This window comes from Cryobacterium sp. BB736, from assembly GCF_014980265.1.
Taxonomy (GTDB): domain Bacteria; phylum Actinomycetota; class Actinomycetes; order Actinomycetales; family Microbacteriaceae; genus Terrimesophilobacter.
In genome coordinates, this window is sequence record NZ_JABXWQ010000001.1 from 798,753 (window position 1) to 823,557 (window position 24,805).

Sequence of the window (24,805 nt, forward strand, 5' to 3'; positions counted from 1 at the left end):
TCAGCCTGCCGGAACTGTGACCGCTACCTTGGCGGGCCGAAGCAGACGCTCGCCGATGCGATAGCCGGGCAGCACGACATCCGCCACCGTCTCCACCGTCGCATCCGCGGACGGCAGCTGCGCTATCGCCTCGTGGATGTTCGGGTCGAACGGCTCGCCGACCTCCCCGACGCGCTCCAGCCCGTACTTCTCAAACGCCACCTTGAGCTTCTGCGCGATGAGCTCGAGCGGACTGCCCTCGAGGTCGCCGTGCTTGTCGGCAAGATCGAGATCGTCCAACAGCGGCAGGATGCCGCTGATGACGTCGGCGATCGCTCGCTCGCGGGCCACCGCCCGGTCGCGCTCGACGCGCTTGCGGTAGTTGGCGTACTCGGCCTGCACCCGTTTGAGGTCGTTCAGCAGGTCGGACTCGGGCTCGCGCTCTGCCACTGGTTCCTCCAGCAGCCGAGCGAGGTCCTCGTCCGTCAACTTCTCACCCTCGGACAGTTCCGCGGATGCCTGCTCGTCCGCCTTCGCCTCCGGCTCGCGCAGGTCACCGGTCTCGGGGTCGACCCGCCGCTTGTCGCGGATGACCGGCTCGTCCTTCGGCTCTTTGTCCTTGTCCTTGCCCTTGTCAGCCATTGTTACTTCCGGCCGCCTTCTGGCTCGTCGTCGACAACCTCAGCGTCGACGATGTCCTCGTCGTCGGTTCCGCTCGTCGGCTCAGACGGTGCGCCCTCATCGGTCGGGTTCGCGTTCGCGGTCTCCGACTGCTGGTACAGCGCCTCGCCGATCTTGCTCTGGCTCGCGTTGAGCTTGTCGAACGCGGCACGCACCGCGTCGTCGTCCTCGCCCGCGAGCGCCGAGTTGAGCGCGTCGACATCCGCCTGGATCTCGGTCTTCACGTCTTCCGGCAGCTTGTCGGCGTTGTCCTTGAGCAGCTTGTCGGTCGAGAACGCCAGCTGCTCGGAGCTGTTGCGCATCTCTGCCGTCTCACGACGGGCCTTGTCCTCTGCCGCGTGCTCCTCGGCCTCGCGGACCATCCGGTCGATGTCTTCGCGCGGCAGCGACGAGCCGCCGGTGATGGTCATCGACTGCTCCTTGCCGGTGCCCTTGTCCTTGGCGGACACGTGCACGATGCCGTTCGCGTCGAGGTCGAAGGTGACCTCGATCTGCGGGACGCCGCGCGGGGCGGGGGCGATACCGGTCAGCTCGAACGTGCCGAGCGGCTTGTTGTCGCGAGTGAACTCGCGCTCGCCCTGGAAGACCTGGATGGCGACGGATGGCTGGTTGTCGTCCGCCGTGGTGAAGGTCTCGCTGCGCTTGGTCGGAATCGCGGTGTTGCGCTCGATGAGCTTGGTCATGATTCCGCCCTTGGTCTCGATACCGAGGCTCAGCGGGGTGACGTCGATGAGCAGGACGTCCTTGCGCTCACCCATCAGCACACCGGCCTGGATGGCGGCGCCAACGGCGACGACCTCATCCGGGTTCACGCCCTTATTGGGCTCCTGCCCGGTCTCCTTCTTCACGAGGTCGCTGACCGACGGCATGCGGGTCGAACCACCGACCAGCACGACGTGCGCGATGTCGGACACCTTGATGCCGGCTTCGCGGATGACGTCCTCGAACGGCTTCTTGGTGCGGTCGAGCAGGTCGGACGTCATGTTCTCGAACTGCGCGCGGGTCAGGGTCTCATCGAGGTTGGCCGGGCCGTTCTCGGTGAGAGACAGGTACGGCAGCTGGATGCTGGTGCTCGTCGAGGAGCTGAGCTCCTTCTTCGCCTGCTCCGCGGCCTCCTTGAGGCGCTGGCGGGCGATCTTGTCACCCGTCACGTCGACGCCGGTGGTCTCCTTGAAGCGCTTGATCAGGTGTTCGACGATGCGCTGGTCCCAGTCGTCGCCACCGAGCCGGTTGTCACCGGCGGTCGCGCGCACCTGGATGGTGGAGAAGTCATCGTCCTTGCCAACCTCCAGCAGGGACACGTCGAACGTTCCACCACCGAGGTCGAAGACCAGGATGAGCTCGTCTTCCTTGCCGCGGTCGAGGCCGTAGGCCAGCGCGGCCGCGGTCGGCTCGTTGATGATGCGAAGCACGTTGAGGCCGGCGATCTCGCCCGCCTCCTTGGTTGCCTGGCGCTCGGCGTCGTTGAAGTACGCGGGAACGGTGATGACGGCATCCGTCACGGTCTCGCCCAGGTACTGCTCGGCGTCGCGCTTCAGCTTCTGCAGGATGCGCGCCGAGATCTCTTGCGGCGTGTACCGCTTGGCGTCGATGTCGTGGTTCCAGTCGGTGCCCATGTGGCGCTTGACGGATGCGATGGTGCGGTCGACGTTGGTCACGGCCTGCCGCTTGGCGGTCTCCCCAACGAGCACCTCTCCGTCCTTCGTGAATGCCACAACCGACGGGGTGGTGCGGAAACCCTCCGCATTGGCGATCACCGTCGGCTCGCCACCCTCGAGAACCGAAACAACCGAGTTCGTCGTTCCGAGGTCAATTCCTACTGCTCGAGCCATGTGCTCTGTTCTCCTCACGGTGTAAATCTCTTTGAGACTTGAGTCTGTCGAACTCAAGTTTCGTCCTTGATAGTAACGCTGTCAAGTTCGGGTCCATTCCCCCCGATCGTGGAATACCGATTGTTTACCGGTCGCCACTAGCCTGAGTCGCATGAGCGAGAAGGTTCCCGACAACGACGTCACCAACACCCCCTCGACCGCCAGGAAGGTTCCCGTGGTGGCCAACACCGGGGCCGTCGCGGTCGCCGGACTGGACTTGCAGGAAGGCACGGTCGTTCCGCGCAAGCAGGTCTTCTCCTGGGCGCTGTGGGACTGGGCGACCCAGCCGTTCAACTCGGTGATCCTCACCTTCGTCTTCGTGGCGCTGTACCTGGTCGGCGATGACTTCATGGATCCGGCGATCCGCGCGCTCGGGCCGCAGCATCCCGATTACGTCGCCGCAGCAGCACAGCTCGACAGCCAATTCGGATTCGCCCTGTTCATCGGCGGCCTGCTGATCATGCTGATCGCGCCCATCATGGGACAGCGCGGTGACGCCTCCGGCAGTCGGAAGAAGTGGCTCCTGGTCAACACTGCCATCCTCATCATCTGCATGGCGCTGCTGTTCTTCATCGAGGCCTCGCCGGCGTACTTCCTGTTCGGCATCTCGCTCATCTCCGCCGCGAGCGTCTTCAGCGAGATCGCGGGAGTTAACTACAACGCGATGCTGTCCCAGGTGTCGACGCGCAAGACGGTCGGCAGGGTCAGCGGCCTCGGCTGGGGCTTCGGCTACCTGGGTGGCATCGTCGCGCTCGTGATCGTGGTCGTGATCACCCAGCTCAACTGGTTCGGCATGGACACCAGCAACGGCATGGCGTACCGGATGATCGCGCTGGGCAGCGCCGTCTGGGCGATCCTGTTCACCATCCCGCTGCTGCTCAACGTGCCCGAGGTCGCTCCGACGCCTGGCCGCCCGCAGGTCGGCTTCTTCCGCAGCTACGTCGTGCTCTGGCACGACATCGTCCGGTTGTTCCGGATGAGCCGATCGACGTTCTGGTTCCTGATCGCCGCCGCGATCTACCGGGACGGCCTCGCCGGCGTGTTCGCGTTCGGTGCGATCATCGCCGCAAAGGTGTTCGGGTTCTCCAACAACGAGGTCATGATCTTCGGCATCGTCGCAAACCTGGTTGCCGGGGTCTCGACCATCATCTCCGGCCGCTTCGACGATCGCTTCGGCGCTCGCGCGGTCATCCTGTTCGCGCTCGGCGGCCTGCTCGTCACCGGTCTGGCGGTGTTCTTCCTGCACGATGCAGGCAGCACCGTGTTCTGGGTCGCCGGTCTCATCCTGTGCCTCTTCGTCGGGCCGGCGCAGGCGTCGAGCCGCGCGCTCCTGGCGCGCCTGTCGCCCCCTGGGCACGAGGGCGAGATCTTCGGTCTCTACGCCACCACGGGCCGAGCGGCAAGCTTCATGGCGCCCGGCCTGTGGGCGCTGTTCACCGGCGTGTTCGCCGCGACGCACTGGGGCATCCTCGGAATCATGATCGTGGTCGCGGTCGGGTTCGTGCTCATGCTGTTCGTGAAAGTGGGTAAGGATCCGGTTCCGGCCAGCTGATGCGCGTCGCATGATTGCCAGCGGCTCGAAGCGCGCTTAGGGTCGAGCCATGGCGGATCAGCGGCCGATCGGATTCTGGTTGAAGCTCGTCGACCGGCTCATCGACGAGCAGTTCGCGACGACGCTCGAGGAGCACGGAATCACGCGGCGACAGTGGCAACTACTGAATGCGCTCTCGCACAACCCTGCGACGGCCACCCAGCTGGACGCTGCCCTCGAGCCGTTCCTCGACACCGCCGGCGGCGAGTCATCCGCCGACCATCTCGGCGAACTGATCGAGAGTGAGTGGGTCGTGCTCAACGACGACCGCTACGACCTGACCGAGCGTGGCATGACGGCATTCGCTCGGCTGTCCGAGGTCGTGAACGACAACCGGGCGGCGGTGACCAAGGACGTGTCCGAGGAGGAGTACTCGGCGACCATCGACGTGCTCGAGCGGCTCGCCCGGAACCTGGGCTGGAGCGAATGAGTCACGGCTCGTTCACCGGGTCATGCGTTTTCATGAACGGATGACCGTGGTCGCTGAAGAGGTTGTACTGCTCGCCGAGGACGGCACCCCGGTCGGTACCGCGCCGAAGGCGACCGTGCACACGCGGGACACCGCGCTGCACCTGGCCTTCTCGTGCCACCTGTTCGACCCGACTGGGCTGGTGCTGGTGACGCGACGTGCCCTGTCCAAGGCGACCTGGCCGGGAGTGTGGACGAACGCGTTCTGCGGGCATCCGCTGCCCGACGAGCCGCTGGAGGATGCCGTGCGCGGCCGTGCCGTGCACGAACTGGGCGTCAATGTTGGCGAACTTCAACCACTGCTGCCGGACTTCCGCTACCGGGCGACCGACGCATCCGGGATCGTCGAGAACGAGGTGTGCCCGGTGTTCCGGGCCGTCGTCACCGACACGCTTGAGCCGAACCCGGACGAGGTGGCGGAGTGGCGCTGGGTGGAGCCGGATGCGCTGCGCCGCGCGGTCGACGCCGCACCGTTCGCGTTCAGCCCGTGGCTGGTGCTGCAGTTGCAGCAGTTGGAGCCCTGAGGGTCAGCCGCCGGTGCTGCCAGCACTCGTCACCGAGACGTCGGTGCGGTGGAAGTTCTTGTGCGAGCGGGAGGCGGTGGGGCCGCGCTGGCCCAGGTAGCGGGAACCGTACTTCTCGGAACCGTACGGGTGCTCGGCGGGCGAGCTCAGGCGGAAGAAGCACAGCTGGCCGATCTTCATGCCCGGCCACAGCTTGATCGGCAGCGTCGCGACGTTGCTCAGTTCTAGGGTGACGTGCCCGCTGAAGCCGGGGTCGATGAAGCCAGCGGTGGAGTGCGTGAGCAGGCCGAGGCGGCCGAGCGAGCTCTTGCCTTCGAGGCGCGCCGCGATGTCATCGGGGAGGGTGACGGCCTCGAAGGTGGAGGCGAGCACGAACTCGCCGGGGTGAAGGATGAACGGCCGGGTGGCGTCGACCTCGAGGAGGCGGGTGAGCTCGGGCTGGTCTTCGGCGGGGTCGATGTAGGGGTACTTGTGGTTGTCGAACAGGCGGAAGTAGCGGTCGATGCGCACGTCGACGCTCGAGGGCTGAACCATGGCCCGTTCAAACGGGTCGAGGCGCACGCGCCCGGCGTCGAGTTCGGCCCGGATGTCGCGGTCGCTCAGCAGCATGGTCGACAGCCTACCGAGGCGCGCATCCGGATGTAGACGCGGAGGCGGGGCGCGCTAACATGGGTGAACCGACGCCGAATGGCCCGGTGCGCGGATGTAGTTCAATGGCAGAACTTCAGCTTCCCAAGCTGATAGCGCGGGTTCGATTCCCGTCATCCGCTCCAAATGTCAATTCTTGGTGCAGTTGACACTTTTCTGTCGGACGCAAAGTTACTTTTCGCGCGCCAAGGTTAGTTTTCGTGAACGCAAGAATGTTTTCGCGGTCGCGCCGAGTGAGTGATCGAAGAATCGTCGATCGCACTCCAGGTAACGCCCGGTCGTGAGATACTCCGCCGAGAGCACCCCATTGCTAGGTTGCTCATATAAATGGATGACATGAAAAAGGACGGACACGCATCGAGTAGACAACGCTGCGCGGTCCCGTCACCGTCTTGCTGCTGCGCTTTGGGTGCTCGGCAGCGGGCTCCTCGCATTCCTATTCGGCTGGTCGGCCATTTCGCTCACACGAGACCAGTTGCACATCAGATGCAGCATGGGTCCACCTGGTTCTGAGGGTGCGGATAGCTGGCATTGCAGCGACGGCATCGGATATGTCGGTGTAGCCGTCGTTCTCGGAGTGATGTGGTTCCTTGTGGTTCTGGCTGGCTCCCTCGTCGCGCTGCTCGTCGAGCGGAATCGAACGGCGCGCGTGCTTCTTGTTCTACTTGCCGCGATTTCGACCGCGTGGATTCTCGGATGGGCCTGGTACGGATCCAGCGAGCTTGTTCAGGATGAGTACGCTCCGATGACAGGAACAGAGTATTGGGCACACGCGGTCGGGCCGGCTGCCGCCGTCAGCACCCTCAGCGTTGCAGCTGGGCTGGTCACTCTCGTGCTGACCAGGCGGCTCTCATGGATCATAGGGATCGGCGCCGCCCTCGGTCTCGCCGTTGCGACCATTCTCCAGCCGGGACTGAGCCTAAATACCTTGCCGGCGGTGGGGTTACTCGCCTCCGCAGCCGTCCGAGGTGTCCACGACGGTCGCCCTCATCGTCCCGCCGCTTCCCCTCGGCCGTAAGAGGCGAAGTGTGGCACGAGACGGGGAATCTGCGACCAGCGGCGTTAGTAAGCTCGAGCACTCCTGTCGCCTCGCTCGGAAACGGACAGCAGTTCCGTGTTCGGAGAGGGTCAGGGAGTCGCAACGCGGACCATGAGCTCCTCACTACGGGGCTTCAGGGGGCGCTGCTGCTTACGAAAACTTTTCTGCGCTCACGAAAACTAAACGTGATTCCTACAGTTGGTGGGCCTCGCCGCATGCGTGACCACGCCTCCAGCGGCAAGGCTACCTACCTTGCCTCAGCCCCTAGCGCACAAGAAATCCCCACGGGCTGGATCCCTCTGAATGAAAATCTGATCATTCATCCGGCCCACTAACCCCGGGGATCCTTGATCGCGCGTATGTCTCAACCTGTCTGAGAACCCGGCTAAGTCCCTGAAGCCGAGACGGCCGAGCCCTCGCCCGAATCCGAGGGTTAACCCCCGGTTGTCAGGGGGTTAGCCAGATGGTTGCCGCTTGCCCCACCGCCATAGCTTGATAATTACGCAGTTTCATATCGAGAATGGATAGAACACAAGTGACCAGCCCGCATCCTGCCGCCGAGCACATGCTGCATCCCACCAATACCGACGATCCTTTTCCGTCGGATCGCACGCTGGACCACGAGCTCACGTTCGAGGGTGCGGAGGACCCTCAGGGATCGAAGCCAGGTGCGACGCCCCAACAGCCTGCGCCGGAAAGCAAAACCCGGAGATCCAGGGTCCGCGCGGCGTTGCGTCGCCGGCCACTGAGCCTCGTGTGGATGCGGGACACCGAATCCTTCGCACGCCGGTGGCCCGGGAAAATGCTGGTCGCACTCGTCATTCTCGTGCTTCCGATCGCCGTGCTCCAGTTTTCGCTCAGCTCAGGCGGGTACGCCGACATCTGGCCCGCACCGTTAATGGCCGTCGCACTCGCCGGCGTGTACCTCATCTCGCGTCGGCTCATCGTGACGGTCGTGGTCTCCACGCTGATCGTCGGCGTCTCCTCCGCACTACTCGCCCCAACCCTGTCCACATCAGGCACCGGCGACCCGGTGCTCCTCGACCAGCTCAAGGCCGAGCAACTGGTGGGCGCCTTGAATGGCTTCGAGAACATCGCGGTCGCCCAGATCGATTTGGACGAGCCACAACCAGTGCGTTTGGCAGGCTTTGGAGCTGTCGAGACAACGCGCATGGAGGCCGGGTCGCTGACCAAGGCGATGACCGGCCTCGTCATCGCCGATGCCGTGGCCCGTGGAGAGGTCCAGCTGGATGCGCCTGTTTCCCGCTACCTTCCGGAGCTCATCGGATCGCCCGCCGGCGAAGTCACCCTCGCCGAGCTCGTAACTCATACCGCCGGATATGCCGACTTCGGATCGTCGACCGAGCACCGAGCCGCTTGGAGCGCCCCGCTGGGCCTCAACTTCCTCACCACCACCGCTGAGGAAATGACAGAGGAGATCCGAGAGCAAAACTTGTTCGGCCGCGGCTCATGGGCATACTCGAACCTGGGCGCGGCGACCGCGGGGCAGGCCGTCGCCGCAGCGACCGGCATGAGCTACTCCGAGCTCATGCGCACGCGACTGTTCGAGCCCCTCAAAATGAATGACACCGCTATCCAAGACGACGAGGCGCTCGTCCCGGGTGGAAGATCGCAGTCGGGGCTCATCGTGCACCCGTGGGTGATCAACGCGTACGCACCATCCGGTGCCATTGTCTCCACCACCGAAGACCTGGCCCGACTGGCCACAGCTCTCCTGGACGGAACAGCACCGGGCATGGCGGCCCTTGACCCAACCATCACCATCGGGACCGACATGGACATGGGTGTCTTCTGGTTGATCTCACCGTCGACGGACGACCAAACGATCACCTGGCACACGGGTGAGACGGGCGGGTACAGCTCCTATTTCGCCCTGGACCGCACCAATAACAAGGCGGTGATAGTGCTCTCGGACGTCGTCACCCCCGCGACCGCGACTCTCGGCACGCGCCTCCTGACCGCCAACGGCTGACCGACCTCGATTAGCCTCAACCGGGGCAGCCTTCCTGCCCCGGTTGAGGCCGGTCCGCAGCACAGCGCAGCTTGCTCCGGCGCCCTTGGCCGAGTGCGCCCGAAATGTTCGAGCGCGTGCGCACTATCCCGTGCGCTCGCACAATCGGGCGGCGCTCGCGAGCACTAGGCGGGCACAGTGCCGCGCGCGGCCCACGCCACCGCGGTCACCGTGAACGGACCATCCGGCAGTTCGGCGCGACAGCGCTCGCGGATGTGATCCCGACGATCAGCATCAGCCCGCGCAAGGTACTCCCCCGCCGGCCCGACCCCGGCCGTGTACGGCTGCCACCACTCGTCGAAGCCGGCGTGCTCCATGCTGACCTCGAGCGCCGAGCCGACAATGTCAGCGAAGCCTGCCGCGCCGAAGAGTCTCTCCAGATCGCCTTCGCTGGTCCCGGCGCGTTCAGACTCATCGAACAGTCCCGGATCCGTCTCGCCCGCGACCCGCCAGAACAGGCTCAGCGGTGAGCGACCGCCAGTGAAATCCCACACACACGCCGCGACCACGCCTCCCTGACGCGTCACGCGACGCATCTCCGACAGCCCGACCACCGGATTCCGCATGAAATGCACCACGAGCTGGGCGAGCGCTACGTCGAATGCGTCGTCACCGAACGGCAAGTCCTCAGCTCTCGCCTGGACAACCTTGGCACCCGGATGCCGCTGCTGAGTTGCCTCAACGAACCGGGGGGCCGGATCGATCGCTGCAACCGCATCCTCGCCGAGGCGGGCGGACAACTCAGCCGTCAGCGCACCGGTGCCGCATCCGACATCCAGCGCACGCTGGCCAGCTGCCACTCCGGCGAAGTCGGCGAGCTGCGGGGAGAGCAGCCGCGAGTAGCGGCCCATGAAACGGTCGTAGGCGTCTGCGGCCACGGTGTCGAAGCTCACGCGCGCAGTCTACGTTCGCACCCCGCATCCGCACCCCACGGCTCGGCTAGATTGGCGATATGAGCCACCCCATCGAGATCCCCACAATCAGCATCGACCGCGACCCGGCCGTCGTCGGCCACGAAATCGACCAGACGCTGCGTGAGGTCGGTTTCTTCCAGATCGTCGATCACGGCGTGCCGGATGCTGTCACCGACCGTTGCTGGGAGATCACGCGCACCTTCTTCGACCTGCCCCTCGATCGCAAGCTCGAGGTGGAGCGACCGGCTGGCGGGCTCTATGGGTACTTCCCGATGCTGTCGGAGTCGCTCGCCAATTCGCTCGACGCGATGGCCCCCGGCGACCTGAAGGAGAGCTTCAACATGGGCCCGGGTGCCACCAGCCGCACCCTCGCCGACGAGACCGAGGCCAGCCTGTTCTCGCCCAACGTGTGGCCTACCGCGCTGCCGGAGATGCGCGAGGCCTGGGATGCCTACTTCGCCGCGATGACGGACCTGTCGAACCGCCTGATGTCGATCTTCGCGCTCGGCCTCGACCTGCCGGCCGACTTCTTCGCGGACAAGATCGACGCCAGCCCGAGCGCACTGCGCGCCATCAACTACCCCGAGCAGACCACTCCTCCAGAGGAGGGCCAGCAGCGCGCCGGCGCCCACACCGACTACGGCACGCTGACCATCCTGCGCCAAGAGCTCGGCAAGGGGGGCCTACAGGTGCGCGACGACAAGTCGGATGCCTGGGTGGACGTTCCGCCGACCGCGGGCGCCTACGTCATCAACATCGGCGACCTGATGGCCCGGTGGACCAACGACCGCTGGACCTCCACCCTGCACCGCGTGGTGAACCCGGATGCCGGCTCCTCGAAGTCTCAACGTCGCCAGAGCATGCCCTTCTTCCACAACGCCAACTACTCGACCATCGTGGAGTGCATCGCCACGGGCGAAGAGCCGAAGTACGAGCCGGTGATGGCCGGCCCGCACCTGGCCGGAAAGTCGCACAAGAGCATCGTCGGCTCCTAGGCCGGCGCTGAAGCTGGTTTAGACGATCGCTTCGCGATCCCTCAACCAGCGGTGGGCGGTAACGCGATAGTGTCTCGACATGAGCGAGACACGCGTGCCCTCCCGTGCCGCCACGATCGCGCTCTACGTGGTCGCCGTGCCCTTCCTGGCGCTTGGTCTGTTCATGATCGTCGGCTCGCTGTGGGGTTCAACCGGTTCGCCGATCCCGCTGTGGATGCTGCTCGGCGTGTCGTTCGTGCCGCTGGTCATCGGCGTTGTGGTTGTCAGTTTCGCGATCCGCAACCAACGCCGCATCCGTGGTTTCAGCGGGTGACGTCGACCACGCAGAACCGGTTGCCCTCCGGGTCGGCCATGATCTCGTAGTCGGCGTCATCCGGGCGTTTGTCCCAGTGCACGCGCGTGCCGCCCAGCGACTCGAGCCGCGCGATCTCCTCGGCCTGATGCTCGGTGTACAGGTCCAGGTGGATGCGCGGTGGAATCGGCAACCCCGTCGGATGGGCGTCGAGTGACACGTTCGGTCCGACACCATCCCGCGGCCGCAGCACGATGAAATCGTCGTCCCGCGTCGGCTCGCGCGGCTCATAGTCGAGCGCGGCGGTCCAGAACGCCTCCTGACGCGGCAGGTCCGTGACCCGCACCACAATCGAGCCGACCCTCAGCATCCCTCCACGCTAGTTCGCGTGATCTCCGACGACAATCACCCCGCGAGACTGCGCAAATGGGCGTTCTGGAGGCTGAGAGCGCAGGTTTCTGCAGTCTCGGCGGGGCGGGGCGGGGCTCGCGCCGCCTACGGCACCGCGTCCTGCTCCGCGGCATCCATCGCGCGGTCGGTCAGGATGTACATGAACGCCAGCAGCGACAACGACAGCACCGCCGAGAGCCCGAACACCCAGGTCAGGCCGAGCCATTCGCCGACCAGCCCGCCGAGCGCCGCACCGAGCGGCATCGTGCCCCACGCGATCAGCCTGTAGCCGCTGTTGACTCGGCCGAGCAGACGGTCCGGCGTGATGCGCTGCCGCAGCGACACGACGACGACATTCCACAGCACGACCGTGACCCCGCCGAGGAAGAACCCGATGCCGATAAGCCAGACGTCGGTGGTGAACGCCGGGACACCGAGCATGATTGCGCCACCGACAGTCCCGATCATGAGCGAGCGCGACCTGCCGACCCAGTCCTCGATCCGCTCGGCGACCAACGAGCCGAGCAGGCTGCCGATCGCACTCGCGGTCAGCAAGACACCGAAGGCCGGCTCGTTCAGACCCATCGCCGATTCGGGTCCAACCGCGTACAGCACGAACACCGCGAACGAGGCGCTGGAGGCCAGGTTGAAGATGCCGGTCATGATCGCGAGCGTGCGCAGGATGCGGTGCCCGAGCAGGAAGCGCAAACCCTCGGCGATGTCCGCGCGAATGGTGGTCTTCTCGCCCTCGCGCTGCACCTTGAAGCTGCCCCGGATGAGCAGCAGCACCCCGACCGCAGCAAGCCACATTCCCGCGGGCACGGTGAACGCGATCGCCGCGCCGGCTGCGACCAGGAACCCGCCGAGCGGCGGCCCGACGAACTGGTTGGCGGTCAGCTCGACCGCGTACAGGCGACCGTTCGCCCGGGACAGCTGATCGCGGCCGACGATCTGCGGCATGATCGACTGCGCTGACGTGTCGTAGATCGTCTCCGCGAATCCGATGGCCAGTCCGACGACGTAGATCAGCCAGATCGACCCGAGACCCATCAACGCGGCGACAGCGAGCGTGACCAGCGCAAGCGCGCGCGTGGTGTTGGCGACGACCATGAGGGTCCGCCGGTCCATTCGGTCGGCGAGCGCGCCGGCCTGGAGCGCGAAGATCAACCACGGCAGCCGCAGCGCGAGCGACACGCCCGCGATCAGAATCGGTGATTGCGTGTAGGTGATCGCGACAAGCGGCAGGGCGACGCTGAACACGCCGTCAGCCAGGTTGGAGAGCCCGGAGGAGCTCCACAGCTTCCAGTACGAGGCACCGAGCGGTCGCCGCGCGACCGGATCACGTTTCGTCACCACGGAACAGTGACACATTCGACCACCGAGCACCACTACCACGCGGCTCGGAACAGCGAATCAGCTGGTCGGCGCCTCCGGCAGGCCGAGCGCGGCACGGATGCGATCCTCGGCATCCGGTGCGCCCTGCGCTGCTTCGACGTTCGCCTCGGTCACGGCGCGAACAATCTCCTCGCGCTGGATGCGAACCCCGCGCGGGGCGTCGATGCCGATCCGGACGCCATCCGACCTGGTCTCGAGGATGGTGATGACGATGTCATCGCCGACGAGCAGTCGCTCGCCCGTTCTCCTCGTCAACACCAGCACGTTGTCAGCCTATCCAAGCGTCGAACGCCCAACTCACCGGCAGGTTCAGCGACTCCACCGTTTCCGGGGTGTCGGTCGAACGGCGACGCATCGCCGCGATCGCGTCAACCCGCACCACGGCGTCGAGTTCACGCACCCAGGCCGCGGTGTCGGCGGGCTTCCTACCGGCGTCGACGACCGCCCACACCTGATCGGCGCGCAACGCTTCGAGCATGCCCGCATGCTCACGCACCGATGCCGCGCCGTGCCCCAGCCCGACCGCTATGAAAACCGGTCGGCCCGCCCGCACACCGGTCGCCCTCGCGGCGATCGCGGCCTGCCTGTCCTCGACCCGTTTGGCATCCGGGATCACCAGCCCACCGGCTACCGAGATGGCTGCGCTCCTCCCCATCATCCGGGTAACAGGGAGGGCGTCGCCGTCGAGGCCGGCCACGATGACCAGGTCCCCCGCGTTCCCGAGCGGCAGGGGCGTGCTCGGCACCGCGGCGGCGGGGGCGGCGGCCGGGATATCCGTCACCGAGGCCAGTTCGCCGAGGATGTCGGCGAACTCGCGCGACGACGTCGACAGGCTCGCCCGCGACTCCGCCCCGTTCACGTGCACCTCGGCCGCATCCGCATCGTCCAGCAGCGCCGCAATGCCGACCCGCGCGGGCAGGTCCAGCTCGTGCGAGTCGATCGGCCGGGTGTCAAGCGGCGGGTCCGGCACCTCAACGGTCGCCACGAACCGCCGGGTGGCGAAGAACCCGCCGATGCCGCCGACGGTGACCTCGTCGACGGCGACGATGGTGGCCCGCGGGCCGTAGCTGGCCATGACGCGCGAATTCAGCTCGCCGAGGCTGGGGCTTTCAAGCTGCAATCGCCGAGGCACTGCGGATCACCCCCACCGTCTCGATCTCAGCGTTCACCGCGGTGACCTCCTGATACGAGAGCACAGGCAGCCCGCCGTGCTGCGGCGACACCAGGCGCCGGATGGCGGGACGCAGGGCGGGCGCACACACCAGGATCGCGCCGTTGCCCCTCGCCTGAACAGCCTCGAGCGACTCCCGCACCGAGCCGAGCACCGCTTCGATCGTCTTCGCGTCGAGCACGATCTGGCTTCCGTTCTCGCTGGGGCGCAGCTGCTCCAGCATCGTCTGCTCGAGCAGCGGGTCGATCATGATGACACGCAACAGCCCACCATCGAGATGGCGGGCGGCGATGGTCGGCCCAAGCGCCATCCGCGCCGTCTCGATCAGCCCCTCCGGGTCACCGGAGACCTTGGCGCGCAATGCGAGGGCCTCGTAGATGCGCGGCAGGTCGTTGATCGGAACCTGCTCGACCAGCAGCCCCTGCAGGACACGCTGCACCTCCGCCAGGGTCAGCAATGACGGCACCAGTTCGTCCACCGCCGACGGGTTCACCTGCTTCACGCCCTCGGTGAGCACGCGCACGTCCTCCCTGGTGAGCAGCCGGGCGGCGTTCTGGGTGATCAACGACGACAAGTGGGTGACGAGCACCGACACCCGGTCGATCACCGTGGCGCCGCTGAGCTCGGCACTGTGCCGCAGCTCGCTGGAGACCCACTTTCCGTTCAGTCCGAACACCGGCTCGGTGGTGGACGGTCCGGGCAGGCTGGAGAGCTCGTCGCCGAGCGCGAGAACCTTGCCCCGCGGGGCAGAGCCGCGGCCCGCCTCGACCCCGGCGATCCGGATGGCGTACGTCCCGGACGGCAGGTCGATGCTGTCCCGCGTGCGCACGGGCGGCACGACAATGCCCAGCTCGAAGGCGATCTTGCGGCGCAGCGCGCGCACACGGGCGAGCAGGTCGTCGGATGCCCCCGTGACCAGGTCGATGAGATCCGGTGCCAGCTGGATCTCCAGCGCGTGCACCCGCATCTGCTCGATCAGGTCTTCGGTGGTCTCCGCCTCCGGAGTGACCGCCTCGACCTCGGCGGCCTTCGCCTGCTCCCTGGCGGCCGACGCCTTGAGGCGCTGCGACACCAGGATCAGCGCGGCGCCGATGATGACGAACGGGATCATCGGCATGCCGGGGATCAGCGCCATCACGATGGACGCGCATCCGGTGATCATCAACGCCATCCGCGACTGGGTCAGCTGCGACGTCGCGGTGGACCCCATGTCGGCCTCGACGTTGGACCGGGTCACGATCATGCCGGTGGACACCGCCATCAACAGCGCGGGAATCTGCGTGACCAGGCCGTCGCCGATGGTCAACAGCGTGTAGGTGTTCAGCGCGTCGCCGAATTCCATGCCCCGCTGCACCAGGCCGATCGCGACGCCGCCGATCGAGTTGATGATGATGATCACCAGACCGGCGATGGCGTCGCCCTTCACGAACTTGGAGGCGCCATCCATCGCGCCGTAGAAGTCGGCCTCAGCGGCCACCGCGGCGCGGCGCTCCCTGGCCTCGGCGTCGGTGATCAGCCCGGCGTTCAGGTCGGCGTCGATCGCCATCTGCTTGCCCGGCATCGCGTCGAGCGTGAACCGCGCACCGACCTCGGCAACCCGCTCCGCACCCTTGGTGACGACCACGAACTGGATGACCACCAGGATGAGGAACACCACGGCACCGATGATCAGCGACCCGCCGACGGCAACGTGGCCGAACGCCTCGATGACCTGGCCCGCGTAGGCGTCACCGAGCACAAGCCGGGTGGATGCGACGTTGATGCCGAGCCGGAACAGCGTCGCGACCAGCAGCAGCGACGGGAACACCGAGAAGTCCAGCGGCTTCTTGACGAACATGCTCGTGAGCAGGATGACGAGCGCGAACAGGATGTTCACGATGATCAGCACGTCAAGCAGGAACGCAGGCACCGGCACCACCAGCAGCAGGATGATGCCGACGACGCCCACCGGCACGCCGAGCATCGCAAAGGCGCTTTTCACCAGATACCTCCAGAACTCATGCCGACAACACCGGCTGGGGAAGGATGTGCACGCCCCGCGTGCCACGAGAATTCAGTGCCATCACGAATGCGAGCACCCGCGCGACCGCGTCGTAGAGCTCGACCGGGATCTCCTGGCCGAGCTCGCACGACGCGTGCAGTGCTCGCGCAAGGGGAATGTCCTTGACCATCGGCACGCGCTTGCTCTCGGCTTCCTCGCGGATGCGGGCGGCGATCGCCCCCGCCCCCTTGGCGACGACGCGGGGAGCCGACTTTCCGGGTTCGTAGCGCAACGCGACGGCGAAGTGCACGGGGTTGACCACGACGACGTCGGCGTCGGCGATGGCGGCCATCATCCGGTTGCGGCTGAGCAACAGCTGCCGTGAGCGTCGCTGGGCCTTGATGAGCGGGTCGCCGTCCTGCGACTTGTTCTCGTCGCGTACCTCTTTCTTGGTCATCCGGGTGCGCTTCCGGTTTCTCCGGATGACGACCCAGACATCCGCGACGGCGAGCGCCAAGCCGGCGATGACCGCGAACTGCACGAGCGTCGCCGCGCCCTGCCCGGCGGCATCCAGCAGTGCACTGACCGACTGCGAACCGGCGCCCATGAGCACAGGCATCAAAGACTGCACGACGAGGTACAGCACCAGGCCGACGACCGCGGTCTTCAGCACCGCCTTGGCACCATTCCACAGTGCCTGCATGCCGAAGGTGCGCTTGAGTCCGCTGACGAGGTTGAACTGCTCGAACTTGCCCTTGAACTTCCGGAAGTGGATGCCGCCCTGCAACGCGGCACCGATGAGCACCGCGATGGCGACCACCGCGAGCAGCGGGCCGATCGTGGACAGCACCGATGACATCCCGTGCCACAGCGACTGAACCGCGACCGACGGCTCCGGCGACGCGGCGACCGCGCCGAGCCGGAACAGCTGGTCGGTGCCGGCCGACGCGCCGTTTGCGAGCGCCATCGGCAGCAGCACCGCGGCGGCGCCGATGCCGAGCCATGCGGTGAGGTCCTGCGACTTGGAGAGCTGGCCCTTGGACCGCACCTCCTTCATCCGCTTGTCGGTGGCTTGCTCTGTGCGCTCTTCCGAGGTATCCGACATCTAGTTCACCCCTGTCAGCAGCTTCAGCGCGTCGCCGGTCAGCGACTCGATGATCTGCGGCAGCGCCACGAACACGGTCACGGCGAAGGTCAGTGTGAGCAGGATCTTGAGCGGGAAGCCGAGCGCGAACGCGTTAAGGGCTGGCGCGACACGCGTGAGCAGGCCAAGCCCGACGTCGGCGAGGAACAGGATGACGATGAGCGGCCCGGCAATCTGCACCGATGACAGGAACAGCTCGGTGATCCCGGTCGTCATCGCCTCGACCGGACGGCCGAGATCGATCGCACCCCCGATCGGCAGGGCACTGAAGCTCCGGGTCAGCCCGCCGATGATCAGCTGGTACGCCCCGGTGCTGAAGATGAGCACCACCGCGGCCATGTTGAACAGCCGCGCGAACTGCGCGCCGTTGACCATCGACTGCGGGTCGAAGCCCTGAGCGAGCTGGAACCCGCCGAACAGGTCGATCAGGCTGCCGGCCGACTGCACGGCCGAGAAGACGATCATCACGAGGAATCCGAGCAGCGCGCCCATGAGCAGTTCGAGCGCCAGCGCGGCCAGGAAGCCGGCGGTGTCCAGCGAGGTGTAGCCGGCGGTGACCGCAGGCGACACCGCGAGGGCGAGCCCGATCGCCAGCATCGCCTTGATGCGGGCCGGGAACGCGCGGGACGAGAACGGTGGGGCGATGACGAGGAAGGTGGTCATCCGCACCGCGGCCAGCATGACCGCTTCCATCCAGGCGGGGTTGATCGCGAGCTGCATGTCAACCGCTCCCGATGAGCGACGGGATCGAGTCGAACAGGCCGTTCGTGAAGGCCACCATCTCCGAGATCATCCAGTGCCCGCTGATCAGCAACGCCAGGCCGACGGCGACCACTTTGGGCACGAACGACAGCGTAACCTCCTGCACCTGGGTGATCGACTGCAGCAGCGAGATGGCGAAGCCGACGACGAGCGCGGTGACCAGCAGCGGCGCGCCCAGCTTGGCCGCGACCAGCAGCCCCTGCACCCCGATGTCGAGAACGGCATTGGAATCCATCAGCCACCGCCGTTGTAGCTGCTGATCAGCGACGTGATAATGAGGCCCCACCCGTCGACGAGCACGAACAGCAGGATCTTGAACGGCAGCGAGATCATCACCGGCGGGAGCATCATCATGCCCATCGCCATGAGCGCCGAGGCTACGACGAGGTCGATCACCAGGAAGGGCACGAACACGACGAATCCGATGATGAACGCCGCGCGCAGCTCAGAGATCAGGAACGCCGGGATGAGGGTGAGCATCGGCACCGACGCCGGATCATCCGGGTTCGGCAGCTCGGCCGCGCGGGTCATCAGGGCAAGGTCCTCTTCGCGTGTGAACGACAGCATGAACGAGCGCAGTGGCCCGGATGCCGCGTCAACGGCCTCCGCGAACGTCATGGTCCCAGCCAGGTAGGGCTGAACCCCGACGTCGTTCATTTCTGTGAGCACCGGGCTCATGATGAACAGCGACAGGAACAGGGCGAGCCCTGCGATGACCTGGTTCGGTGGGATGGACGGCAGCGACAGCGCGTTCCTCGCCATCGCGAGCACCACGAAGATCTTCGTGAATGAGGTCATCATCAGCAGCAACGCGGGCGCGACCGAGAGCAGGGTGATGCCGATGAGGGTGAGGATCGAGGCCGACGGCGCACCGTTGGGGCCGTTGATGTCGATGGTGATGCCGCCGAACCCATCGGTCGGCGGTGTCGGATCGGTCGGCGGCACCGGGTCGACGGTCACCGCGCCGGCCGCGACCGGATCGAGGAGCACGAGACCGGCGAGCACGACGGCAGCCGCGACCGCTGGCGCAAGACGCCGCCGCGTGCCGCGTGGTGCCGCTGCCGACGAGGTGGTCACCGGACCGGCCGCAGCGCCTCGACCGTCTGCCGCCAGGTCGTCGGCGACAGGATGGAGCCGGCCAGCACGGTCGGCTGCTTGTGCCTGCCGCCGAGCTGACGGCGGGAGACGGCACGCAATGCGGGGACGGGCGCGGCATCCGGCGACCACACCGCGTTCTCGAGCGCGTGCTCGAAGCTGTCGTCCGCTGCGGGAGCGGCAACCGGTTCGTCGGCGTGCAGCACATTGACCGACTGCTCGGTGACGCCAAGCAGCAGTCGTCGCCCCTCGAGTTCGATCACGACGACGGATGCCTTGGGAGTGATGGTCTGCCGGCTGACGACGGTCACTGCGTCAGGGGTGGTGCGCGCCGTGCGCATCTTGCCGCCGATTCGGCGCTGCAAGTACCAGAGCAGGGCGAGCACGACCGCGAGCGAGACGAGCACCCGCCCCGCGACGAGAAGGGTGTCCACTCAGCTCAACCCGTCATTCACGTCGATGATCTCGGTGATGCGAACCGCATAGTCCTGATCGACGACGACGATCTCACCGTGCGCGATGAGCCGACCGTTGAGCAGGATGTCGGCGGGCGCGCCGGCCGAGCGATCCAGTTCGACGACGCCACCCGGCTCGAGGTTGAGCACGTCGCGCACGGACATCCGGGTGCGCCCGATCTCGACGGTCATTGCCATTTCGACGTTGCTGATGCGGCCAAGCTTGTCCGCGACGGACCCCTCGGTCGCGATGGTCGGCTGGCTCGGGCCTGGCTCGCGAACGCGGATGCCGAACCAGCCGGCCGGAGTGCCGGTGTCGGTCGCCAACTGGAAGAGCGCGCTGGCCGGGTCGTCGAACACGCCTAGGTCACCGTCCGCGCTCACTCCGCCGAGCACCCCCGCGCCGAAGACTGCGGTAGCTGCCTCGAGGGCCGGCCGGAGCACATCCGCAACGGACACCATGGCGGAATCGGTCCCGGCCGCCTCCGCGATCAGCTCGGAATCGCCCAGCATCAGGGCGACATCGGCTGACACGGCGCCGACGAAGGATGCGGCGATCGCGCCCGATCGGTCCCGGTCCACCGTTGCGCCCGACGGAAGCCGGGTGGCGCTGAGGACACGCGCGGTCGGCAGCTGGAGCACCAGTGCGGCCGCCGCTTCGGTGACGTTGGCAGTCGCCGTGTTGGTCATTGTCTATCTCCTCGAGTGGGTGGTGTGTGTGCCCGGTGGCCGTGGTTCTAGAAATCCGCGTCGACGACGACGCACGCCAGCCGGGAGGCGTTGGAGCCGGCTGCGGCGCGGGCGATCGGCATGCCCTGCACCGCGAGCTCGAGAGGTCGATGCTGTGGGTGTGGGACCCGCAGGATGTCACCGACGGCGAGGTTCAGGATGCGTGCGGGCCGCACCATGACCGGCGTGAGGCGCAGGCTGACATCGACGGGCGCCATCGCGACGTGCGCGTGCAGGTGGTCTGCGGCATCCTCCGCGGTGCGGATGGGGTTGGCGTCGCCGAGCTGCGAGAGCACCAGCGCGGCCGGAATGGCGACGGTCGCGGTCGTGGTGGTCTCTCCGACCCGGATGTCGAAGGTCGCGACGATCATCAGGTCGGTGGTCGCGGCGGCTTGCGCGAACTGCGAGTTGTACTGGAAGGCGTCGAAGACGATCGGCCGCGCAAGGACCGGACCGAGCGAGTAGCGCAGGTCTTCCAGCGCGTCGTCGATGAGCCGCTTGACGAGCGCCTGTTCGATGAGCGTGAACTTGCGTTCCTCGGCCACCGGCCTGCCGTGACCGCCGAGCATCGAGTTCACCCAGGCCAGCGCAGCAGTGGTCGGGAACTGGATGACCGCCTTGGCCGCGCTGTCCTCCATGGCACACAGCACCATGGCGGTCGCCGACGGGAGGCTCGCAGCGTACTCGTCGTACGGCTGCATCAGCACCTGCTCGCAGGTCACCTGAGACATGGCGCGCACGGTGGCGGTCAGCTGGGTGCCCCACTGCCGGGCAAACGTCTCGAATGCGAGCTCAAGCACCCGCGCGTGCTCACGCGCAAGCGTCGACGGTCGCCGGAAGTCGTACAGCTCCGCCGTTCTGCCCGCTCGTGCGGGCACGTCGACACGCTGTTGTTCCTGGACCGTCACACCGAGCACTATCGGCAGACGTCCCGCCGCCGTTAGCCGCCGCCTGCCGCCCCGTCCAGCGTGGCGGGAATCAGCTCGCGCACTGCTTCCGGCTCATCGGAGAGCACCATGATGTCCACGCGCCGGTTCAGAGCCAGGCTCTCGTCGGACGAGCCGGATGCGAGCGGACGAGCCGAGCCGAATCCGACGGATGCGATCCGCTCCGGCGGCATCCCTCCGTGCTCGACCAGGTGCCGAAGCACCCCGGTCGCGCGGCCGGACGACAGTTCCCAGTTCGTCGGGAACGGGTGCACCGACTGCCGGTAGTCGGCGTGCCCCTCTACCGAGACCGTGTAGTCGCTCGCGGCCAGGATGGGGCCGATGCTGTCCAGAACGCGCACCGCGACTCCGCTCAGCGCGGTCCGGTTGGATTCGAAGAAGGTCTCGGAGCCGACAAGCCGCACCGTCAGTCCCCGCTCGTCGAGTTCGAAGTCGACGGTGTGCTCGAGCCCGGATGCGACGAGTGCTGCCCGCAGCTGCTCGCGCAGCGCGACGAGGCGATCGGATTCGAGGACCGCGAGTTCGAGTGCGCGCTTCTCCCGGTCGCTGTTGGCCACGACGGTGAAGCCCTCACCGTCCTCGTGAACCTTCTCCGGCGGGACGATGACGCCGTCAGAGTCGTCTACGAGCTCCGAGGGGACCGAGCCGAACCCGGTGGCGAGCGAGGTGCGCAGCTGCTCGAACTTCTCCTGGTCGACCACCGACATCGCGAACAGCACGATGAACATGCACATGAGCACGGTGACCATGTCCATGTAGGAGGCCATCCAGCGCTCGTCGTTGGCGGGTTCCTCCTCGGACTCCCCGCCGCGGCGACGCCTCGAGCGCGTGCTCACGCCGCATCCGCAGGCAGCTCGTTCGCTGGCACCATGGCACGCAGCCGCTCACCGAGAAGTCGGGGCTGGCTGCCCGACTGGACGGCGAGGACGCCTTCCATCAGCAGGGTCATCCGCTCGACCTCGAGGTCGCTGAGCCTGCGCAGCCGGGCACCGAGCGGCAACCACATGAAGTTGGCCGACAGCAGTCCCCAGAGGGTCGCAACGAACGCGGTGGCGATCATCGGGCCGAGCGTGTCTGGGGAGGACAGGTTCTCGAGCACGTGGGTCAGCGAGACCACGGTGCCGATGATGCCGACGGTCGGCGCGTACCCGCCGAGGCTCGAATAGAACTTCGCGGCGGTGCGGCCCGCCTTCGCGCGGGTCTCGATCTCGTCCTCGAGGAGGATCCGGAGCTCGTCGCCGTCGGTGCCGTCCGCGATGTTCTGCAGCGCACCGCGTAGGAATGGGTCCTCGACGGTGTCGGCCTCTTTCTCCAGCGAGAGCAGCCCCTCGCGCCGCGCGGTCTCGGCGAGCGCGACCAGGTTGTCGATCAGTTCGTGAGCTCGGGCGACCTTGCCGCGGAACGCGTGCGGTATCGCCTTCACCGCGGTGATGAAGTCCCGGAGTGTGCCGCCCGCGACGCCGACCGCGATCGTACCGACCAGCACGAGGATCATCGGCGCCGGCAGGAGGATCGCCGTGACGTGCGCGCCCTCCATGGTGATCATCGCGAACAGGGCGCCGAACGCGACGAGGATGCCGATCAGGGTTGCCGGATCCATCAGATCCTCCGCGGGCGACGCAGCTCGGCCGCGCCCTCGTCTGGCGGTTCGACGATGCCAAGCTGCCGGCCGGCATCCAGAGTCCGCCCGCTCGACATGGAGTTCGCCAGCGACACGACACGAGCGCGGTAGGCCGCGATCCGGTCGACGACCTCGGCGATGGACTCGGTGACGATGTATTTGGCGCCGTCGACCATGACCAGGGTGGTGTCCGGGTGGGCGTGGATGCGCTCGATCAGGTCAGGATTGATCGCGAATTGACTGTCGTTCAGTCGTGTGACAACGATCATCTGATCCATCCCTGGGTTATGCGCCAGGCTCATCCTGAGCCATCACGTGCAACTGTCGGCCGCTGAACGCGATGCGTTAGGCGCGAGCGCTCACCCGATCCGCCCGGTAACGCCCAATTGCCCACTTCGGCCCCTGAATCGCACGGAAACAGGGGCCAAAGTGGCAACTCGAGGGTTGTGGCTAGCGCTTCAGGTTGGTGAGCTCCTGGAGCACCTCATCGGAGGTGGTGATGATGCGCGCGTTGGCCTGGAAGCCGCGCTGCGCGACGATGAGGTTGGTGAACTCCTGCGAGAGGTCGACGTTCGACATCTCGAGCGCCCCTCCCGTGAGGCTGCCGAATCCAGCAGCGCCCGGGGTGCCGAGCTCGGCTGCACCGGAGTTGAACGTGCCCCGGTAGGCGGAGGCTCCCGCCTTCTCCAGGCCGGCCGGGTTGGTGAAGGTCGCGAGCGCGATGCGTCCGATCGCCTCGGATGCTCCGTTGCTGAACGACCCGATGATCGTGCCGTCCTTGGCCAGCGTGAACGAGTCGAGGCTGCCGGCGGTGCGCCCGTCCTGTCCGGTCACCGACACGGTGGTCATGCCGGCGTACCCGGTGGCGCTGGTGAGGTCGACCGCGATGCCGCCGACGGTGAGCGAGCCGCCCGCCGTCAGGACACCGTCGACGAAGGTCAGCGCGTCGGTGCCGGTCGCCACCCCGTCGTCGGCGGCGACATCCCAGGTTCCAGCACCGGTGTTGGTGAAGGTGAGGGTCAGGGTGCGTGCAGCGCCGGTGGCGTCGAAGACGTCGACGTCCCTGACGAGGACATCGCCCACGGCGGCCTCCCCCGGCAGGTTGCCGCCGACCGTGGCGGCCGACGTTGCGATAGCGGGAGCGACCGCCTGCAGCGGGAGGCTGATGTCACCGACCGCGCCACCGGTGTTGATGACCCCACCGACCGCGGTCCAGCCCTGCACGATGGCGCCGCCCGGTCCGACCAGGCGTCCCTGCGCGTCGAAGTCGAACGAGCCTGAGCGCGTGTAGAGAGTCTCGCCACCGAGGTTCGTCACGAAGAAGCCGTCGCCGGAGATCATGATGTCGGTCGCGCGGCCCGTCGCCTGCGCCGAGCCCTGGGCGAAGTTCGTGGTGATGCCCGCGACCTGCACGCCGAGCCCGATCTGCGCGGGGTTGGTGCCGCCGACCTGCGCCTGCGGTGCGCCGGCGCCCTGCGTCATCTGCGAGAGGGTGTCCTGGAACTGGGTTGCGGACGCCTTGAACGCGGTGGTGTTGACGTTGGCGATGTTGTTGCCGGTGACGTCGAGCATGGTCTGGTGGGAGCGGAGACCGGAGATTCCGGAGTAGAGCGAACGGAGCATTTCTATGCCTTTCGTTGGTGGTCGAGTCCGGATGCGGCGCGGTTGACGCCGGAAATCAGGTCGAGATTCACTGCAGCACCGTCGATGGTGACGGTGGGGATCTGGTTCGCGAACGACACCGCCGAGGCGATGCCGGAGCGGATCTGGCCGTTCTCGCCGGCGTAGCTGACTTCCTGGCCGATGAGGGCCGCCGCGGCCATGCGCATCTGCAGCGAGAAGTTCTCCTCGCCCAGCGTCGACAACCGGGTGAGTTGTTCCATCGAAGCCAGCTGGGTGGTCTGGGTGATCATCTGGTTGCTGTCCATCGGCGAGCTGGGGTCCTGATTGCGCAGCTGGGTGACCAGCAGCGACAGGAACACTTCGCTGTCCATCGTCTGCTTGGGCGTGCGCGTCGGCTGGGTCGTGTAGATCCCGGTGGCCTTTGCCGGTTCGTTGGTCAGTGCTTCGACAGTCACAGT

The 24,805-nt window shown here is 66.7% G+C and carries 27 protein-coding genes and 1 tRNA gene; 7 read left to right on the forward strand and 21 right to left on the reverse strand.

The features are described 5' to 3' along the window. Nucleotides 1–621 (reverse strand): nucleotide exchange factor GrpE, encoded by a 621-nt coding sequence (locus IRG63_RS03820; RefSeq protein ID WP_193509266.1) that lies wholly within the window; start codon nucleotides 619–621, stop codon nucleotides 1–3. 2 nt (nucleotides 622–623) lie between these two features. Continuing rightward, nucleotides 624–2,492: a molecular chaperone DnaK gene (gene dnaK, locus IRG63_RS03825; protein WP_168625896.1), complete on the reverse strand. Its 1,869-nt coding sequence runs from the start codon at nucleotides 2,490–2,492 to the stop codon at nucleotides 624–626. A 151-nt stretch (nucleotides 2,493–2,643) separates the two neighbouring features. Here dnaK and IRG63_RS03830 point away from each other — a divergent pair, with 151 nt between their 5' ends. Genes IRG63_RS03830 through idi form a run of 3 tightly spaced genes read left to right on the forward strand, consistent with a single transcriptional unit; the run spans nucleotide 2,644 to nucleotide 5,114 of the window. Then, nucleotides 2,644–4,083, forward strand: a complete 1,440-nt coding sequence (locus tag IRG63_RS03830; RefSeq protein ID WP_193509267.1) for an MFS transporter — start codon at nucleotides 2,644–2,646, stop codon at nucleotides 4,081–4,083. Nucleotides 4,084–4,132: 49 nt separating this feature from the next. After that, entirely contained in the window at nucleotides 4,133–4,552 is a 420-nt protein-coding gene (locus IRG63_RS03835; RefSeq protein WP_168625898.1) for a MarR family winged helix-turn-helix transcriptional regulator, read from the forward strand. 40 nt (nucleotides 4,553–4,592) lie between these two features. Beyond that, a complete protein-coding gene (idi, locus tag IRG63_RS03840) occupies nucleotides 4,593–5,114 on the forward strand; it encodes an isopentenyl-diphosphate Delta-isomerase (RefSeq protein WP_193509268.1) in 522 nt (173 codons plus the stop codon). A 3-nt stretch (nucleotides 5,115–5,117) separates the two neighbouring features. Here idi and dcd read toward each other — a convergent pair whose 3' ends face one another. Beyond that, entirely contained in the window at nucleotides 5,118–5,723 is a 606-nt protein-coding gene (gene dcd / locus IRG63_RS03845; protein WP_193509269.1) for a dCTP deaminase, read from the reverse strand. Between the two features lie 90 nt (nucleotides 5,724–5,813). Between dcd and IRG63_RS03850 the strand changes: the two genes are divergently transcribed. Then, nucleotides 5,814–5,887 (forward strand) — tRNA-Gly (locus tag IRG63_RS03850). Between the two features lie 1,674 nt (nucleotides 5,888–7,561). After that, nucleotides 7,562–8,794, forward strand: a complete 1,233-nt coding sequence (locus IRG63_RS03855; RefSeq protein WP_193509270.1) for a serine hydrolase — start codon at nucleotides 7,562–7,564, stop codon at nucleotides 8,792–8,794. Between the two features lie 164 nt (nucleotides 8,795–8,958). Here IRG63_RS03855 and IRG63_RS03860 read toward each other — a convergent pair whose 3' ends face one another. Then, entirely contained in the window at nucleotides 8,959–9,726 is a 768-nt protein-coding gene (locus IRG63_RS03860; RefSeq protein WP_193509271.1) for a class I SAM-dependent methyltransferase, read from the reverse strand. 59 nt (nucleotides 9,727–9,785) lie between these two features. Between IRG63_RS03860 and IRG63_RS03865 the strand changes: the two genes are divergently transcribed. Together IRG63_RS03865 and IRG63_RS03870 are read left to right on the forward strand one after the other, a co-directional pair. Beyond that, complete coding sequence (locus IRG63_RS03865; RefSeq protein WP_168625903.1) at nucleotides 9,786–10,742, forward strand: isopenicillin N synthase family oxygenase; 957 nt, start codon at nucleotides 9,786–9,788, stop codon at nucleotides 10,740–10,742. A 79-nt stretch (nucleotides 10,743–10,821) separates the two neighbouring features. After that, nucleotides 10,822–11,055 (forward strand): hypothetical protein, encoded by a 234-nt coding sequence (locus IRG63_RS03870; protein ID WP_168625904.1) that lies wholly within the window; start codon nucleotides 10,822–10,824, stop codon nucleotides 11,053–11,055. Here the strand turns inward: IRG63_RS03870 and IRG63_RS03875 are convergent. The 17 genes from IRG63_RS03875 to IRG63_RS03955 form a co-directional block, all read right to left on the reverse strand. Beyond that, nucleotides 11,045–11,404 carry a VOC family protein gene (locus IRG63_RS03875; RefSeq protein ID WP_193509272.1) on the reverse strand — a complete coding sequence of 120 codons (360 nt, stop codon included), beginning with the start codon at nucleotides 11,402–11,404 and terminating at the stop codon, nucleotides 11,045–11,047. The two genes, IRG63_RS03870 and IRG63_RS03875, sit on opposite strands and share 11 nt — an antisense overlap. Before the next feature lie 125 nt (nucleotides 11,405–11,529). Further along, complete coding sequence (locus tag IRG63_RS03880) at nucleotides 11,530–12,777, reverse strand: MFS transporter (RefSeq protein ID WP_370566168.1); 1,248 nt, start codon at nucleotides 12,775–12,777, stop codon at nucleotides 11,530–11,532. A gap of 60 nt (nucleotides 12,778–12,837) precedes the next feature. Beyond that, the gene (locus tag IRG63_RS03885; RefSeq protein WP_168625907.1) at nucleotides 12,838–13,083 is read right to left on the reverse strand and encodes a carbon storage regulator; all 246 of its coding nucleotides are present in this window, start codon (nucleotides 13,081–13,083) and stop codon (nucleotides 12,838–12,840) included. A gap of 4 nt (nucleotides 13,084–13,087) precedes the next feature. Next, nucleotides 13,088–13,939: a hypothetical protein gene (locus IRG63_RS03890; RefSeq protein WP_193509274.1), complete on the reverse strand. Its 852-nt coding sequence runs from the start codon at nucleotides 13,937–13,939 to the stop codon at nucleotides 13,088–13,090. Further along, on the reverse strand, nucleotides 13,929–15,953 hold the full coding sequence (locus tag IRG63_RS03895) for a flagellar biosynthesis protein FlhA (protein WP_193509561.1): 2,025 nt from the start codon (nucleotides 15,951–15,953) through the stop codon (nucleotides 13,929–13,931). The genes IRG63_RS03890 and IRG63_RS03895 overlap by 11 nt, the downstream gene beginning before the upstream one ends. 34 nt (nucleotides 15,954–15,987) lie before the next feature. After that, complete coding sequence (locus tag IRG63_RS03900; RefSeq protein WP_193509275.1) at nucleotides 15,988–17,076, reverse strand: flagellar biosynthesis protein FlhB; 1,089 nt, start codon at nucleotides 17,074–17,076, stop codon at nucleotides 15,988–15,990. Beyond that, nucleotides 17,077–17,835 carry a flagellar biosynthetic protein FliR gene (locus IRG63_RS03905; protein WP_193509276.1) on the reverse strand — a complete coding sequence of 253 codons (759 nt, stop codon included), beginning with the start codon at nucleotides 17,833–17,835 and terminating at the stop codon, nucleotides 17,077–17,079. It abuts the gene before it with no gap. Nucleotide 17,836: 1 nt separating this feature from the next. Further along, nucleotides 17,837–18,112 carry a flagellar biosynthesis protein FliQ gene (gene fliQ, locus IRG63_RS03910; RefSeq protein WP_168625911.1) on the reverse strand — a complete coding sequence of 92 codons (276 nt, stop codon included), beginning with the start codon at nucleotides 18,110–18,112 and terminating at the stop codon, nucleotides 17,837–17,839. Next, nucleotides 18,112–18,954 (reverse strand): flagellar type III secretion system pore protein FliP, encoded by an 843-nt coding sequence (gene fliP, locus IRG63_RS03915; protein WP_370566169.1) that lies wholly within the window; start codon nucleotides 18,952–18,954, stop codon nucleotides 18,112–18,114. Before fliP ends, fliQ begins: the two co-directional genes overlap by 1 nt. Beyond that, nucleotides 18,951–19,406 carry a flagellar biosynthetic protein FliO gene (locus tag IRG63_RS03920; RefSeq protein WP_193509277.1) on the reverse strand — a complete coding sequence of 152 codons (456 nt, stop codon included), beginning with the start codon at nucleotides 19,404–19,406 and terminating at the stop codon, nucleotides 18,951–18,953. Before IRG63_RS03920 ends, fliP begins: the two co-directional genes overlap by 4 nt. Continuing rightward, nucleotides 19,407–20,117, reverse strand: a complete 711-nt coding sequence (gene fliN / locus IRG63_RS03925) for a flagellar motor switch protein FliN (RefSeq protein WP_193509278.1) — start codon at nucleotides 20,115–20,117, stop codon at nucleotides 19,407–19,409. It lies immediately after the preceding gene. 47 nt (nucleotides 20,118–20,164) lie between these two features. Next, entirely contained in the window at nucleotides 20,165–21,064 is a 900-nt protein-coding gene (locus IRG63_RS03930) for a flagellar motor switch protein FliM (RefSeq protein ID WP_349236103.1), read from the reverse strand. A gap of 32 nt (nucleotides 21,065–21,096) precedes the next feature. Beyond that, the gene (locus IRG63_RS03935; protein ID WP_349236104.1) at nucleotides 21,097–21,939 is read right to left on the reverse strand and encodes a flagellar motor protein MotB; all 843 of its coding nucleotides are present in this window, start codon (nucleotides 21,937–21,939) and stop codon (nucleotides 21,097–21,099) included. After that, the gene (locus tag IRG63_RS03940; protein ID WP_168625915.1) at nucleotides 21,936–22,703 is read right to left on the reverse strand and encodes a motility protein A; all 768 of its coding nucleotides are present in this window, start codon (nucleotides 22,701–22,703) and stop codon (nucleotides 21,936–21,938) included. Before IRG63_RS03940 ends, IRG63_RS03935 begins: the two co-directional genes overlap by 4 nt. Further along, a complete protein-coding gene (locus IRG63_RS03945; protein ID WP_168625916.1) occupies nucleotides 22,703–22,993 on the reverse strand; it encodes a flagellar FlbD family protein in 291 nt (96 codons plus the stop codon). Before IRG63_RS03945 ends, IRG63_RS03940 begins: the two co-directional genes overlap by 1 nt. A 181-nt stretch (nucleotides 22,994–23,174) precedes the next feature. Next, nucleotides 23,175–24,347, reverse strand: coding sequence for a flagellar hook protein FlgE (locus tag IRG63_RS03950; protein ID WP_168625917.1), 1,173 nt, complete (start codon nucleotides 24,345–24,347; stop codon nucleotides 23,175–23,177). 2 nt (nucleotides 24,348–24,349) lie between these two features. Continuing rightward, nucleotides 24,350–24,802: a flagellar hook assembly protein FlgD gene (locus tag IRG63_RS03955; RefSeq protein ID WP_370566170.1), complete on the reverse strand. Its 453-nt coding sequence runs from the start codon at nucleotides 24,800–24,802 to the stop codon at nucleotides 24,350–24,352. Nucleotides 24,803–24,805 lie beyond the last annotated feature (3 nt).

Bases quoted from the DNA above. Each gene is read 5' to 3' on its own strand.
- fliQ (WP_168625911.1), bottom strand. From the start codon at position 18,112: ATGGATTCCAATGCCGTTCTCGACATCGGGGTGCAGGGGCTGCTGGTC.
- IRG63_RS03875 (WP_193509272.1), bottom strand. From the start codon at position 11,404: ATGCTGAGGGTCGGCTCGATTGTGGTGCGGGTCACGGACCTGCCGCGT.
- fliN (WP_193509278.1), bottom strand. From the start codon at position 20,117: ATGACCAACACGGCGACTGCCAACGTCACCGAAGCGGCGGCCGCACTG.
- IRG63_RS03855 (WP_193509270.1), top strand. From the start codon at position 7,562: ATGCGGGACACCGAATCCTTCGCACGCCGGTGGCCCGGGAAAATGCTG.
- IRG63_RS03950 (WP_168625917.1), bottom strand. From the start codon at position 24,347: ATGCTCCGTTCGCTCTACTCCGGAATCTCCGGTCTCCGCTCCCACCAG.
- idi (WP_193509268.1), top strand. From the start codon at position 4,593: ATGACCGTGGTCGCTGAAGAGGTTGTACTGCTCGCCGAGGACGGCACC.
- IRG63_RS03835 (WP_168625898.1), top strand. From the start codon at position 4,133: ATGGCGGATCAGCGGCCGATCGGATTCTGGTTGAAGCTCGTCGACCGG.
- dnaK (WP_168625896.1), bottom strand. From the start codon at position 2,492: ATGGCTCGAGCAGTAGGAATTGACCTCGGAACGACGAACTCGGTTGTT.
- IRG63_RS03895 (WP_193509561.1), bottom strand. From the start codon at position 15,953: ATGCTCGGCGTGCCGGTGGGCGTCGTCGGCATCATCCTGCTGCTGGTG.
- IRG63_RS03830 (WP_193509267.1), top strand. From the start codon at position 2,644: ATGAGCGAGAAGGTTCCCGACAACGACGTCACCAACACCCCCTCGACC.
- IRG63_RS03945 (WP_168625916.1), bottom strand. From the start codon at position 22,993: ATGATCGTTGTCACACGACTGAACGACAGTCAATTCGCGATCAATCCT.
- IRG63_RS03865 (WP_168625903.1), top strand. From the start codon at position 9,786: ATGAGCCACCCCATCGAGATCCCCACAATCAGCATCGACCGCGACCCG.
- IRG63_RS03900 (WP_193509275.1), bottom strand. From the start codon at position 17,076: ATGTCGGATACCTCGGAAGAGCGCACAGAGCAAGCCACCGACAAGCGG.
- dcd (WP_193509269.1), bottom strand. From the start codon at position 5,723: ATGCTGCTGAGCGACCGCGACATCCGGGCCGAACTCGACGCCGGGCGC.
- IRG63_RS03905 (WP_193509276.1), bottom strand. From the start codon at position 17,835: ATGCAGCTCGCGATCAACCCCGCCTGGATGGAAGCGGTCATGCTGGCC.
- IRG63_RS03870 (WP_168625904.1), top strand. From the start codon at position 10,822: ATGAGCGAGACACGCGTGCCCTCCCGTGCCGCCACGATCGCGCTCTAC.
- IRG63_RS03820 (WP_193509266.1), bottom strand. From the start codon at position 621: ATGGCTGACAAGGGCAAGGACAAGGACAAAGAGCCGAAGGACGAGCCG.
- IRG63_RS03940 (WP_168625915.1), bottom strand. From the start codon at position 22,703: ATGGATCCGGCAACCCTGATCGGCATCCTCGTCGCGTTCGGCGCCCTG.